The organism is Halovenus amylolytica, assembly GCA_004015825.1.
GTDB classification, from domain to species: Archaea; Halobacteriota; Halobacteria; order Halobacteriales; family Haloarculaceae; genus Halovenus; species Halovenus amylolytica.
In genome coordinates this window covers 1-13,624 of the sequence record SAYS01000004.1, presented here as the reverse complement: position 1 = coordinate 13,624, position 13,624 = coordinate 1, and the positions used below count along the sequence as shown (strand labels likewise).

15 protein-coding genes are annotated in these 13,624 nt (G+C 55.3%); 9 read left to right on the top strand and 6 right to left on the bottom strand.

The features are described 5' to 3' along the window. Positions 1–28: 28 nt before the first annotated feature. The 7 genes from EOW68_RS03640 to EOW68_RS03610 all read left to right on the top strand — a co-directional run bounded on the left by EOW68_RS03640 (position 29) and on the right by EOW68_RS03610 (position 8,760). Positions 29–1,273 carry an adenosylhomocysteinase gene (locus EOW68_RS03640; RefSeq protein ID WP_128223828.1) on the top strand — a complete coding sequence of 415 codons (1,245 nt, stop codon included), beginning with the start codon at positions 29–31 and terminating at the stop codon, positions 1,271–1,273. A gap of 111 nt (positions 1,274–1,384) precedes the next feature. Beyond that, positions 1,385–2,437, top strand: coding sequence for a BMP family lipoprotein (locus EOW68_RS03635; protein ID WP_128223827.1), 1,053 nt, complete (start codon positions 1,385–1,387; stop codon positions 2,435–2,437). Between the two features lie 78 nt (positions 2,438–2,515). Next, on the top strand, positions 2,516–4,066 hold the full coding sequence (locus EOW68_RS03630; RefSeq protein WP_128223826.1) for an ABC transporter ATP-binding protein: 1,551 nt from the start codon (positions 2,516–2,518) through the stop codon (positions 4,064–4,066). Further along, entirely contained in the window at positions 4,063–5,253 is a 1,191-nt protein-coding gene (locus tag EOW68_RS03625) for an ABC transporter permease (protein ID WP_128223825.1), read from the top strand. Before EOW68_RS03630 ends, EOW68_RS03625 begins: the two co-directional genes overlap by 4 nt. Further along, positions 5,253–6,323, top strand: coding sequence for an ABC transporter permease (locus EOW68_RS03620; protein WP_128223824.1), 1,071 nt, complete (start codon positions 5,253–5,255; stop codon positions 6,321–6,323). Before EOW68_RS03625 ends, EOW68_RS03620 begins: the two co-directional genes overlap by 1 nt. Positions 6,324–6,361: 38 nt before the next feature. Next, complete coding sequence (locus EOW68_RS03615) at positions 6,362–7,216, top strand: NAD-dependent epimerase/dehydratase family protein (RefSeq protein WP_128223823.1); 855 nt, start codon at positions 6,362–6,364, stop codon at positions 7,214–7,216. Between the two features lie 767 nt (positions 7,217–7,983). Next, entirely contained in the window at positions 7,984–8,760 is a 777-nt protein-coding gene (locus tag EOW68_RS03610; RefSeq protein WP_128223822.1) for a bacteriorhodopsin, read from the top strand. A gap of 93 nt (positions 8,761–8,853) precedes the next feature. On the opposite strand, the gene EOW68_RS03605 is transcribed toward EOW68_RS03610, so the two are convergent. Together EOW68_RS03605 and EOW68_RS03600 are read right to left on the bottom strand one after the other, a co-directional pair. Continuing rightward, entirely contained in the window at positions 8,854–9,270 is a 417-nt protein-coding gene (locus tag EOW68_RS03605) for a universal stress protein (RefSeq protein WP_128223821.1), read from the bottom strand. Between the two features lie 111 nt (positions 9,271–9,381). After that, a complete protein-coding gene (locus tag EOW68_RS03600; RefSeq protein WP_128223820.1) occupies positions 9,382–9,642 on the bottom strand; it encodes a glutaredoxin family protein in 261 nt (86 codons plus the stop codon). Between the two features lie 165 nt (positions 9,643–9,807). On the opposite strand from EOW68_RS03600, the gene EOW68_RS03595 reads away from it, so the two are divergent. After that, positions 9,808–10,002 (top strand): DUF7964 domain-containing protein, encoded by a 195-nt coding sequence (locus tag EOW68_RS03595; protein ID WP_128223819.1) that lies wholly within the window; start codon positions 9,808–9,810, stop codon positions 10,000–10,002. Positions 10,003–10,198: 196 nt separating this feature from the next. Continuing rightward, on the top strand, positions 10,199–10,594 hold the full coding sequence (locus EOW68_RS03590; protein WP_128223818.1) for a zinc-ribbon domain-containing protein: 396 nt from the start codon (positions 10,199–10,201) through the stop codon (positions 10,592–10,594). 69 nt (positions 10,595–10,663) lie between these two features. Here EOW68_RS03590 and EOW68_RS03585 read toward each other — a convergent pair whose 3' ends face one another. The 4 genes from EOW68_RS03585 to EOW68_RS03570 all read right to left on the bottom strand — a co-directional run bounded on the left by EOW68_RS03585 (position 10,664) and on the right by EOW68_RS03570 (position 13,404). Continuing rightward, positions 10,664–11,056 carry a hypothetical protein gene (locus EOW68_RS03585; protein ID WP_128223817.1) on the bottom strand — a complete coding sequence of 131 codons (393 nt, stop codon included), beginning with the start codon at positions 11,054–11,056 and terminating at the stop codon, positions 10,664–10,666. Between the two features lie 79 nt (positions 11,057–11,135). After that, entirely contained in the window at positions 11,136–11,948 is an 813-nt protein-coding gene (locus EOW68_RS03580) for an HNH endonuclease signature motif containing protein (RefSeq protein WP_128223816.1), read from the bottom strand. 152 nt (positions 11,949–12,100) lie between these two features. Next, a complete protein-coding gene (locus tag EOW68_RS03575) occupies positions 12,101–12,850 on the bottom strand; it encodes a hypothetical protein (protein WP_128223815.1) in 750 nt (249 codons plus the stop codon). Then, positions 12,847–13,404, bottom strand: a complete 558-nt coding sequence (locus EOW68_RS03570) for a hypothetical protein (protein WP_128223814.1) — start codon at positions 13,402–13,404, stop codon at positions 12,847–12,849. The genes EOW68_RS03575 and EOW68_RS03570 overlap by 4 nt, the downstream gene beginning before the upstream one ends. Positions 13,405–13,624: the final 220 nt, after the last annotated feature.

Sequence of the window (13,624 nt, the reverse complement as noted above, 5' to 3'; positions counted from 1 at the left end):
TATGCGAACGGCGTTGCTGGTGAGAACTATGTCATCACACGAAGAGAGTCCACTCACGTGGGCACGTGACCACACACCGATTCTCGCATCCTTCCAGGAGGAGTACCGTGAGGATGCACCGCTCGACGGCTACACTGTTGCCTTCGCTTCACACCTCGAAGCGAAATCAGGCGTCGCGATCGAGACACTCCACGCCGCCGGCGCGGAGGTACTGTTCGCGCCCAGTGAGCCACAGAGTACCCACGGCGCTGTCGTCGACGAACTCGACAGCCGCGACGGGATCACCGCGTACGCGTGGGAGGGGATGACCGACGAGGAGTTCGACGAGGCCCAGCACGAACTGCTCGACGAGGAGCCGGATTTCATCCTCGACGACGGCTGTGAACTCATCGCCAAATGCCACGCACAGCATCCAGACCTCGCCGAGACGGTGATCGGCGGCGGTGAGCAGACGACCGCCGGCATCACACGACTCGAAGCGATGGACGAGGAGGGGATTCTGGAGTTCCCGGTCTACGGCGTCAACGACACGCCGATGAAACACTTCTTCGACAACGTCCACGGCACCGGCGAGTCCTCACTGACGAACATCGCCATCACGACGAACTCGCTGATCTCGGGGAAAGATATCGTCGTCTGTGGCTACGGCTACTGTGGGCGCGGCATCGCCAACAAGGCACGCGGGATGGGTGGACAGACGATCGTCACCGAAGTCGACCCCAGAAAAGCCCTCCAGGCACACATGGACGGCCACCGCGTGATGGATATGGACGAGGCTGCCGCTACTGGCGATCTCTTCATCTCGGCGACGGGCAACCGCGAGGTGATCCGGGCCGAACACTTCGAGCAGATGAGCGACGGCGCGACGATCGCGAACTCCGGCCACTTCGACGTCGAGATCGATCTCGACGCGCTCTCGGATATGGCCGACGACGTCAGTTCACCCAAGGAGGGCGTGACCCGGTATCACATGCCCGACGGTCGGCACCTGAATCTCCTCGCCGAGGGCCGACTCGTCAATCTGACGGGGCCGTACAGTCAGGGTCACCCGGCCGAAGTGATGGACACCACCTTCGCGATGATGTTCATGGCCGCCTACGACATGCTCGCCGACGGCACCGACCTCGAACCCGGACTGTACAACATTCCGGATCGACTGGACAGAGCGGTCGCGGACCGGAAACTCGAGACGCTCGGACTCTCGACGGAGTCGCTGACCGAGAGCCAGCAGGCCTACTACGAGGAGTGGGAACACCCCGATAGCAGTTTCTGATCCTCCGTTAGTGATTGAAAAGTTTCATTATTTCCTCGCAGTGCCAGCATACAGACAGTTATATATGCGTCAGTAGCAAGATATATAATTCTCCACTTGGAGAGTCTGAGTATGACCTCACGGCGTGACGTTCTGAAAGCTGGCGGTGTCGGACTGACGGTCGGACTGGCTGGCTGTTCGACCGGTGGCGGTGGCGGCGACGAGGCAGAGTATGATATTGCCATGATATATGCACTGGGTGGCACTGGTGACGAGTCGTTCAGTGATGCGGCGAACGCGGGGCTCAACAGGGCAGCAGAGGAGTTCGATATCAGCTTCGACGACGCAGGACCCCAGAGCAATGCCGATTTCGCTGATTTCCAGAACCAGTTTGCCCGCTCGGAGGATCCGGATTACGACCTCATCATCTGTCTGGGCTTCGAACACGTCTCGCCACTGCAGGAAAATGCCGACGAGTATTCCGACCAGAACTGGGCGTTGCTCGACGCAGTGCTGGACAAACCCAACGTCGAAAGCTGGGTCTACGCGGCACACGAGGGTTCGTACATCGCCGGGGAGGCTGCTGCAACACTCTCCTCGATGGAGTTCTCGGCCGGTGGCGGCTCGACCGACCCATCGAATACGACCATCGGTTTCGTCGGTGGTGCCGAAGTTCCGGCCGTTCAGGAGTTCGAGGCCGGGTTCAGGGCCGGGGCACAGAGTGTCGACGAGGAGTTCGAACTGCTGACGAGTTACGTCGGTGGCTTCGACAACCCCGGCGATGTCGAGGAGGCCGCAGTGTCGATGATCGACAGCGGTGCCGACGTGTTGCTCCACGGCGCGGGTGCCGGCGGGTCGGGGCTGTTCCAGGCCTGCCAGGACCGCGGACGGTTCGCGTTCGGTGCAGACAGCAGACAGTCCGAAACCGCCTCGGATTTCTCCGATATCATCCTCGGAAGCATCATCAAAGGCGTCGATACGAGTGTCGTCAACGCGGTCGAACGCGTCGTCGAGGGTGAGTACGAGGGTGGTGTCTCCTTCGAACTCAGCGCCGGTCAGGGTGGGTTCGAGGTGCCGTGGGGTGTCGAGATCGGTGAGGAGATCCCACAGGATATCAAAGACCAGGCCGAAGCGACGAAACAGGCGATCGCGGACGGCGAGATCGACGTTCCCAGCACACCTTGACGAGACGGGTGGGCTGTACAGCACGCGGAGAGAACCAACTATGATCAACGTGTCTCAGGCAAGTAGACAGATTCCCTCATGAGTGTCGCAGTGCACCTGGACGGGATCACGAAACGATTTCCGGGTGGTGTCCTCGCAAACGACCAGATCGACCTCGAAATCGAACAGGGGTCGGTCCACGTCCTGCTCGGCGAAAACGGTGCGGGAAAGTCGACGCTTATGAACATCCTCTACGGGCTGTACGAACCGACCGAGGGGACAGTCAGGATCGACGGCGAGACGGTCGATTTCGAGACGCCGCAGGACGCGATCGAACGCGGTGTGGGGATGATCCACCAGCATTTCACGCTCGTCGATCCGATGACCGTCCTCGAAAACATCGCGCTCGGCTGGGAACCGATCCGGTACGGTGGACTCGCCATCGACGATGGGGCCGTCGAAGCAGATATCCGGGAACTAAGTGACCGCTACGGCTTCGGGATCGCGGACGATATCCACACTCCTGTCGAGGAGCTCAGCGTCGGTGTCCAGCAGCGTATCGAGGTGGTCAAAACGCTGTATCGGGGTGCCGATATCTTCATCTTCGACGAGCCGACGTCCGTACTCACACCACAGGAAGCCGACCAGCTGTTCGAGGTCTTCGAGGAGCTGACAGCCCAGGGAAAGACGATCATCTTCATCACGCACAAACTCGACGAGGCACTGACCGTCGCAGACAGGATTACCGTGCTCCGGGACGGTCGCAAAGTCGGGACAGTCGACGGGGCCGGGACGACACAGGACGAACTCGCGAGACAGATGGTCGGCCGTGACGTTCTCCTGAACGTCGACAAGGAACCCGTCAACCGCGGTGATCCACAGCTGTCTGTCTCCGATCTCTCGGTGACGAACGATCAGGGCATCCAGAAGGTCAGTGGCGTCGATCTGACCGTCCACCGGGGCGAAATCTTCGGTGTGGCCGGAGTCGACGGCAACGGCCAGTCCGAACTCGTCGAGGCGATCACTGGCCTCCGCGAACACACTGCGGGGGATATCTCGATCGATGGGAGAGAGATCGGCGATCTCTCCCGGCGCGAGCGGATGGCGCTCGGCATGTCCTACATCCCAGGCGAGCGCCAGGAACGAGCGCTGGTGCTCGATTTCGATCTGGTACAGAACGCCGTCCTCGGAAGCCAGCGGGACGACCAGTTCCGCGACGGCCGACAGATCGACTGGGACGCCGTCCGGGAGCACACCGAGGAGATAATCGAGACCTACGACGTTCGCCCGCCGAACCCGCAAGCGCTGGCGCGCTCGCTCTCCGGCGGCAACCAGCAGAAGTTCGTCGTCGGCCGCGAGTTCCTGCGGGAGCCGGATCTCGTCGTCGCGGCCCACCCGACCCGCGGTGTCGACGTCGGGAGCATGGAGTTTATTCACGACCAGTTACTCGAGATGCGGGATCGGGGTGTTGCCATCCTGCTGGTCTCGGCCTCGCTGGACGAGGTGACCAGTCTTTCGGACCGCATCGGCGTCCTCCACGACGGGGCCTTCGCCGACGTCGTCGATCCCGAATCGGTGTCCAAAGAACAGCTCGGGCTGTTGATGGCCGGCGAGCAGATCGAGACAGAGCGGGCGGTGGGACCACAATGAGTCCACTCAAAGAACGGTTCGAGGGACTGTTGGGGACCATCGTTCGGCTCTCGACGGGGCAACGGATTCTCGTCAGTATCGCGGCTGTCATCTTCGCTATCGGCGTCGGGGTTCTCGTCATTCTGGCGGCGGGCTCCGTCGCCAGTTGTGGCTCACCTGCGCTGTACATCATGGGTGTGGAGTTCTGTTACAACCCACTCGAGGTCTGGCTGGTGATGTTCGATGGCTCGTTCGGTGGCAACTTCGAGATATCGCGGACACTCCGGTGGACGACGCTGCTTCTGTTCACTGCGCTGAGCTTCGCGATTCCGTACAAAGCCGGACTGTTCAACATCGGTGCGCAGGGACAGTTTGTCCTCGGCTCGCTGGGAGCAGCCGTGGGCGTCATCTGGGTTGCAACTGTCGTTCCCGGCGGAGCAGTCGGGCGGATCGTTCTCGTTCCGACTGGACTCCTCGCCGGGGCGGCTGTCGGGGGACTGTACGGCTTTCTCCCCGGCTATCTGAAGGTTCGCTTCGAGATGAACGAGGTCGTCACAACATTGCTGTTCAACTTTATCGCCACAGCAGTCGCGTTCGTGCTCGTCGACCGCTACTTCGTCGACGAATCGATCCAGGGGACACAGACGGAGGCGATTCCCGAGGCCGCAGAACTGAACCCACAGTTTTTCGCGAACAGCGCGGATTTTTCCTTGCCCGTCTTCGTCTTTGCGCTGGGGATCGTCGCTGCTGCCTACTGGCTCCTCACGCGCACGACGGTCGGCTACGAACTCCGTGCGATGGGGTCTCAGCAGAAGGCAGCCATCTTCGGTGGCGTCGACGAGCGGTTTACGACGCTATTTTCGATGACGACAGCGGGGGCCGTGGCCGGGATCGGCGGCGCACTGTACGTGCTGATGGTGCTCGGTCGGTGGCAGACCGGGCCGCCACCGCTTGGCTTCGACGGGATCGCCGTCTCGATTCTCGCGGGCAACAACCCACTCGGGCTGTTTCCGTCGGGACTGCTCTTCGGGGCGCTCCAGAGCGGCGGGCAGGCGATCCAGTTCCAGCTCGGGATTCCGAGCGAACTCGTCGGAGTCCTGCGTGGGTTGATCATCCTGCTGGTCGCAACGCCGGAACTATTTCGCATGATGGGCAAACGACTGAACAGACGCGGTGTTATCGACATCGAGACCGAGGGGAGTAACTAATGGGCGAGGTACTCCGTACTGCCGGGAAATGGATCGGAGGATTCGTCGGTCTGATACTCGCCCTGATCGTCGCCCGGGCGGTCGCGCCACCAGGCTCCGTGAGCGAGCAAATACTCGACGCACTGCTGGATACAGGCTATGCGAGTGCCGTTCTCCGGGTTGCTGTCCCGGTGGCGTTCGCAGCGATGGGCGGGATCTTCGCCGAAAAAACGGGCGTCATCAACATCGGTATCGAAGGCTTTCTAATCCTCTCGGCGTTGAGTAGCGTCGTCGCTGTCGTCAGGCTGTCCGATGCTGGCGTCTCTCCGCAGATGGCGCTGTGGACTGGCTTTTTTGCCGGGATCCTCGTCAGCGTGGGTGCAGCGTTCGTCTTCGCAGTGTTCGTCATCCGCTTCGAGTCGAATCAGGTGATCGCCGGGCTCGCGATCTGGCTCATCTCGCTCGGACTCGCACCCTTCGTCTCGCTGATCCTCTTCGAGAGTGTCAACAGCCCCTCTGTCGGCACCTTCGGGACATGGGAGATCCCACTTCTCTCCGAGATCCCAGTCCTCGGTCCCGTACTGTTCGATGCCTCCCCGATGGTGTACCTGATGCTCGTCTCGGCACCACTTTGCTGGTACGTGCTCCGGTCGACGCAGTTGGGACGGTACATCAGAGCTTGCGGTGACAATCCGAGAGCACTGGACACTGCCGGTGTGAGCGTGAGTCGAACGCGTTACAAGGGCATCTTGATCTCGGGTGTGTTCTGTGGGATCGGCGGTGCGGGGTTCACGCTCGGCCAGCTCGGGCGATTCGTCGGAGCCGGTGAAACGAGTATCGGCGGTCGTGGCTTCCTCGGTATCGTCGCCTACCTGTTCGGGAACTACAACCCGATCGCGTCCGTTGGGGGCGCTCTGTTGTTTGCGAGTTTCGACGCACTCCAGTTTCGCCTCCAGCAGATCGCCGCGCTCGACGTTCCACAGCAACTGTTCCAGGTGCTTCCCTTCATCGTCGTCATTCTGGTGTTGATGTTCGTCGGCCGGACCCGGATTCCGGCGGCGCTGGGTGAACACTACGACGAAGAGGAGTAACTGCCAACTTCTTTGATCCCCGCTCTCCCTGTATCCGTATGGACGTTATTGTCACCGGTGGCCGTGGGGCCTCCGGCGAGTGGATCGTCGACCGACTGGCCGAGCGTCACGAGGTTACCTGTCTGGATCGAGCGCGGCCGAAAGACGGTGGAACCGACGGCGTGGAGTATCTGGCAGTCGATCTGACCGACGCCGGCGCAGTGTTCGATATCTTCACTGCGACCGACCCCGACGCGGTGATCCACTGGGCCGCGATTCCAGTGGCTGGGAATCACGCAGGTGTCGAACTCTACCGCAACAACACGCTCGTCGCGTACAACGTCCTCACCGCTGCTGGCCGGATCGGTGCAGATGTGGTTCAGGCCTCTTCCGATGGGGCGTACGGCTTCTTTTTCGCCGAGCAGACACCAGTCCCCGACGAGTTGCCGATCACCGAGGAGCACGCGCTGCGACCCGAGGATCCCTACGGCCTCTCGAAAGTCGTCACCGAGGAGATCGCAAAAACGGTGACACGCAGCGACGACATTTCTGTCGCCTCACTCCGTCCCTCCTGGATACAACTGCCCGGTGAGTATCCCTGTCGTGATCCGGAGTACGTCGAGAATCCGGATGCAGGCGCGGGCAACTACTGGTCGTACGTCGACGTCCGCGACGTCGTCGACCTCGTCGAGGCGGCGCTGGCCGCCGATTTCGATGGCCACGAAGCGTTCAACTGCGTCGGGCCCGATAACGCACTCGGCGAACCACTCGAAGCCCTGATCCGCGAACAGTTCGGCGACGTCCCCGAAGACTGCACAGTGGAGGGAGAGGCGTCGGCGTACTCGACGGCCAAGGCAGAACAGATGCTCGACTGGGTCCCAGCACATTCCTGGAAAACAGCCGCGGAATCTTGACCTCCTCTCCGGCCGAAAGGGCGAAGCTTCCCACGCTGGGGGTTTCATACCGGTGACGATACATTCGTCAAGATAGTCGACCACCGTGAGAACGAGTGCTCACGAGGATCGCCTCGCGCTGCTCGGCTCACCCCGGGGTGGCGCAATTTGTCAGTTTTGTACAGCCGACAGTATGAGGACGAGACCAAGCCGCCCGTACTCCTATCCCGGCATGGGATTCAGAGGTACCGTGGGTGGGAATCCACCGACGGCGGCCTGAAAGGGATTCGTTCAGACGTAGCGTGGCCCGAATCCCGATGTTATCCGTTTCCTCGGGCGGCTGGAGCGCCTCGGTCTAGCCAGGCTTACATTTTGATTGAACATAAAACACCAGAACGCTGTGCAACCTCGTCGACTAGTTTTCACTTGTCGGTTTCATCCCCACGCTGAAGCGCGAGGCCTTCATCTCGAAATTTTCGTAAGACCGCCGTCGGTACTGAAATCCAGTTGAACTGTCTGGCGTAGTACGCTATCGTCTCTCTCGTGGATATGTCCTACTAGTCAGGTGTTTGCCTGGATACGGGCGGGGCTGCCACTATTCGATTCACCAGAATAATGAACTGATCCAATTTGTTTATAAGTAGTCGTATACGTTCTGCGAGCCTTGATATTGTCTCGCCATTCAGGTCGTGAATCGCGTAATTACGAATTATAGTAGGCGAAAATAAGTCCCTTACAGGTAAGTTCAGTAATTTATCATCATTCTTTCCTAACTGTCATTCTGTATCATGGCACAACCTGGCAGCGAGCAGATATGGCTGTGGATCGGGACAATAGGAATGCTCCTCGGGACGTTGTACTTCGTCGGCCGGGGATGGGGTGTAAAAGACAGGAAGCGCCAGGAGTTTTACATCGTGACGATATTTATCACATCGATCGCGTTCGTGAACTACCTGGCGATGGCGCTCGGGTTCGGGTTAGTCGAAATAACAGTGGCTGGCGAGACACTGGACATCTACTGGGCGCGGTACACTGACTGGTTGTTCACGACACCGCTTCTGTTGATCGACCTCGCATTGCTTGCGGGGGCGAACCGTAACCAGATCGCTGCTCTGGTCGGCCTGGATGTCCTGATGATCGGGACGGGCGCGATCGCGACGCTCACCGGTGATCTGCCGGGTCCGGAGTCGACAGAGGCGATCGCCCTTCTCGGTACTGAAGCGGCTCGACTCGTCTGGTGGGGCGTCAGCACGGCCCTGCTCCTCGTGTTGCTGTACTTCCTGTTCGGGGCGCTATCCGAACAGGCTGAGTCGTTCAGCAGCGACGTCGGCGCGAAGTTCTCCCAGCTTCGCAACCTCATCGTCGCCATCTGGCTGGCCTACCCAGTCTGGTGGCTCGTCGGCACCGAAGGCATCGGCGCGATTTCGCTCAACATCGAGACGGCAGGGTTCATGGTGCTCGATCTGACGGCGAAGGTCGGCTTCGGTATCCTGCTTCTGTCGAGCAGGAAGGTCCTCGACGACGTGTCTGCTGGCACGGCAGACCGGACTGCTGCTGCGGACTAAGCGGTCGACACTGATCCCAGTACAGTCGGGATTCGGTTGTAGCCTTTTTTGTGGATTCGACGGGTAGCAACGGCGGTCGCCACCGACAGTGCTCTATCTGACGACAGTGACTGGCATCGAGGCCCGGCGGACGACCTTTTCGGCGACGCTACCGAGCAGTACCCGCGAGACACCGGACCGGCCGTGGTTCCCGATGAGAATCTGTTCGACGTCGTTCTCTTCGGCGAACTCGACGATCTGCTTCGCTGGCTCTCCGTACGCCGTCTCTACCTCGAATTCGATATCGGCGTCGTCTAGCTTGTCTTTGATTCGCGAGGGGATCTCGACAGGCCCCTCTCCGCGTGATTGTTTGAGTTTCTCTTTGATGAGATTGAACCCTGCACTGGTCGCACCGCCGGCGATCTCGACGACACGGAGCAGTATGATATCCTTGTCCGCGTGGTCGGCAATAGCGTGATCGACTGCTTTCTGGGCGGGCTCCGAACCGTCGTACGCAACGAGGATTGCCATGGTTGCACTGTGTCCGGCGAGTGGATAAATACCCATCACATCGATCCGGGGGAGCGCTCTTTCTCTGACGCGAGGGTGTATTTTCACTGCTCGGCTACCAGTTCGCTGCAGCTATGCGTTTGCCGAGTCCGCCTTCGCAACTGTCTTGTCGATATACTCCAGAATCCGCTCGGACTCCACCATCGTCACGCCGTGGGTCTCGTCGATCAGGACCGGTACGCCGCGCTGGCCGCTCACTCGTTTGACCTCGTCGCGCTTGGAGTGCAGCGCTTCGACCCATTCACTCTCGTATTCGACGTCGAGTTCGTCGAGTCTGTCGGCAACGCGTTCGCAGTACGGACAGCCATCCAGCTGGTACAGTGTGAGTGCCATGTGCTCCAGTAGACACGCCAGCGTAATATGGATTCTCGTGTCTGCTATCACTTCCGTGAAGGGTTTCGGTCTGCAACGCAGGTGATCGCCGCGAGTGGGTTGGTGGATTCCCGGACGGCATCAGCTACAGGAAAAATTAAATCCGATCACGCAAGGATGTGAACCATGAGCCTGAGCGATGTTCTTCCCGACCGACCGCTTACAGCCGACGAGTTCGAAGAGTTACAGAATAGCGATACCTTCGACCACGTTCATACCGGCGAATCTGGACGAATAGAGACGCTCGTTATCGAGATGGACAGCTCCGAGTATATGCTCCATTTCACCCCGGAGAACGGCTGGCACAAGCACGAACACTAGTTTTTCGAGATTCATACAGGCTGGTCTACTCGTAACCCGGAAATGAATCACTGAATCGTGGGGGTACTCGGCCCGGTCGCGGCGAAAAGAAGGGTAATTTCGAGCGCGAGTGTCCGGGAGTTGGTGTAGAAGCGGACACAATTTGTTAGTATACTTGTACCAAGTTATATACAATATCAGTTCATGTACTTATTTTATGGTTGGATTCATTATTTTCGGGTGGCCTAAGCGTCAGAAAACCATCGGAATAAATTCACCCGGATATTGTGACCACTGTCAAAATCAAAATCTCTGGTATCTAATGAAAACCCGGCGATGGGCAACTCTTTTTTGGATACCTATCCTCCCGATTGGTAGGGCTGACTATTGGTTGGCGTGTGACATTTGTGGTGCAGCTGTGGAGATCGAGACTGAGCAAATATCGGAAGCCAAAGGAATGGTTGAGACAACAAAACAATACAGGTCAGGAGAAATCACGGAACAAGAATATAAAGAAACTTACGAGGAATACACAGAAGCAATGCAGGCCGAGCCAGAAGAAACAGACTTAGACACGCCATCGGAAACAGAGGATATTCGTGGGATTCAATGACTGTACTACCACAAGTGGTTTAATTAAATTCTTGTAGATGACCGGGAGTTGGTGGAGAAGCGGACGTATCTACTGAAACAAAATATAGGGGAGATCTGGTCTAAATATTAGTAACATACCAACAGCATACGCGATCCCCGACTTTAGTTCAAAATGATTCCACCCTGTGATTTCATTAACAGCAATCATCCCGAATACGAGGAGTCCTCCAACAATCTGGAACTCAGCTAAATCTGGCAGAATCGATGCCCATATCGAGTTAATAAATGGAGTTAACAACGACACTGCTGTCAAGGAACAGAGTAGTAGAGCAAGAGCAGTATATTTACCTCGGAACTTTCCAAAAGCGAACACCCACCCATCACCCATTTTGTAAATACCTATGCCAAAAATAGACATCGTGAGCCCAGTAAAAATAGATGGTAATTGTGTTGATATGTAATTTAGCAGTTCGGAGACCATGATTACAATAAAATATGGCTCTATATAAATCTGAGAGTAGATGAATCTATCATACTATAAACTATAATCATCAATAATATTATCTTAACCACTCTTCAGATTTTTGAATGAGTTCCTCATTGAACTTTTCCCCATTTTTTCCGTGGTGGACTCGGCGGTGGCAGTTCGGGCACAAAGCAATTACATTATTAGGGTGATCTGCGCCGCCGTCACTCCGTCGGTGCAGGTGATGCACCTCTAGAAATGGATCTCCATCTTCATCTAAAAACGGTGCGTCATCTCCACAGCCCTGGCAAACACCATCTGCTACCCGGAGTGCATACTGTTTCACGACTTCTGAACGAGGATACGTTGTTCTCGAAGTCGATTCTGTCGTTGTTTTTGACCCGCCCGTTACACTGTCCTCGGCTTTCTCGCGAAGTTCTTCAGTCGAGATCTCGTCGAGATCTCTCGTTCCGACATCCATCTCAAGTCCACCAACCGGCACCAGCTCGAAGCGAATTGCATCTCGCATCTTATCGTTTCTGTCGGGCAACCTGGGATGGTGATGGTCTCTGTATTCGTACTCACCAACGTAGGTCACTTGCCATGCTCCATCCTCGCTCTCGAAGACGTGTAGTTCGTCACGATTCTGCTTGTGGTTTCTAATCGCTGCGTTTCTCCCATCCATGGTCATATCGCCATCTCGACCTTCACCCGTGTAATAGAATATGCCACTGTCTGTGAGTTCATCATCATATCCATGCCACTCACCAGATTCTCCAAAAAAGATGAAAACATAGGGATAGTCCGAGCAGGGCGCGATCCCACTGTATCTGTTGCCTCCGTACTTTTCGTGAATATCGTTCACTCGGTGATAGGTTTCCCCGATCTTGAATAACGATTCAGGCATACTACTGATACATTCACAGTCACGTGGGTTATACTATTCCTCCGGATAACAATTACTTCGGGGAGAATTAAATGGTATAATCTGGAGATTAGCAAAATCTATGAAAATAATTCCGGCATCTGGGTGACCGAATATCTACATTAATTAGTATATCATTTCAACTCCCGTATGTGCTCTGAATTGAATAGGTCTCCAGAAAGATATTTTCGAAAATCCTGCGGTAGTTGACGATCGGGTGATTGATTTTCAGACACCTTGTAGGCACGTTCAATCTGACAATAATTTTCTCTTGTTGCAAAATAGGTCATATTCAATACGACAGCATTGACGGACGTCGAATGATTCAATTCGCCTTCAATCCTTTGCTCTAATCTCTGAATTTGTGGAGTAGGATCATACTGGCCTTCTTGCACACAATATCTTCTCATATCTTCAGTTTCGTACGCAGGTAAATGGAGGAAGAGAACTGAAGGCGATCGTCCCTTCAAGTCTTCGCGGCCGGACCGTAATGTTGTGTTGATAATTCTATCGTAATACTTTTCATCTATAGTGGGGAAGTTGAAATCAAAAACTGCTCCGCCCTTTGTCATTACTTCTCCTTCTTCTATAAATTTAATAGAAGTTTCCACCTGTGATCCCGGACTGATTTTCTCCTCATCGAAAGCTGATAAAAGCGCCTGGATAGCGTCGGGGCTAAATATTTCATTATTGAACCATCTTTCGATATCTTGTTTAGAAATATCTAGTATTTTTTGACCCTGATAATAATCTTTTAATTTGACTTTGTATTCAATCTTATTGATTTCGCATGTTGCTTCAGGTTCTCTATTTTCGATAACTTGGACGGCAAGGTCAATAACGGACTCAACAGCTTGTTCTTCTAATGGACCATCTGCGGTCAATTCAATAAAAAACTATCGTCTCCTATATCTAAATTAGAAAGTATCTCTTCTCGAATCGGTTTATAATCATAATTCTTCTTAGTATCGTATGTGTCCCTTCTTTTACATTCGATATCTACACGCTTATCACCACAATAGACCAGAACATCAGGTCCGGCTTCCTGGCCTTCGTGTACCAACTTCGTATTCAGGCCCGCAGAGTAACAAGATTGGGCAACTTCGATCTCGTAAATCGTTTTCCACGGATTCTCTTCTGTTAATAATTTCTTCGCATATATCTCTTCAATGGATTTCTCCCACTGACTGCCATCAGGTTTGACAACTGTCAAATCTTCGATTGAATTAATTGCTTTACCAATGATCACTACATTCATCACAGGATATGTATAATCGATAACTCCATCCCTGAAGAATCTATCAATTGCTTCACCTGTCTTTTCAATCTGCGTAAGTAAACTGTTATTTATATTTACTTTATTAACATATGGATCAAAGAAATCCGAAAGCTGACTCTGAAGCCGCATAATATCGTAGGGGCCGATGTTATAACTCATTTATTGTGTATCTTGATTTATCGGAATCTGATTTACATGTTTCCCTGGCTGTTATGAGTTGGGATACTAATACTCAAAAATCAAAAAGAGAGTTCGTTACTTCCCGAACGAGGCGAGAGAGTGCTGCCTGAGCGCCACGAAACAGTCACTTTCTGTATGATTTGGCGGTCAGTCTCGGTTGCTGCCGCGGCGTAGATTGAGACAAGTCCAATTCACCGCT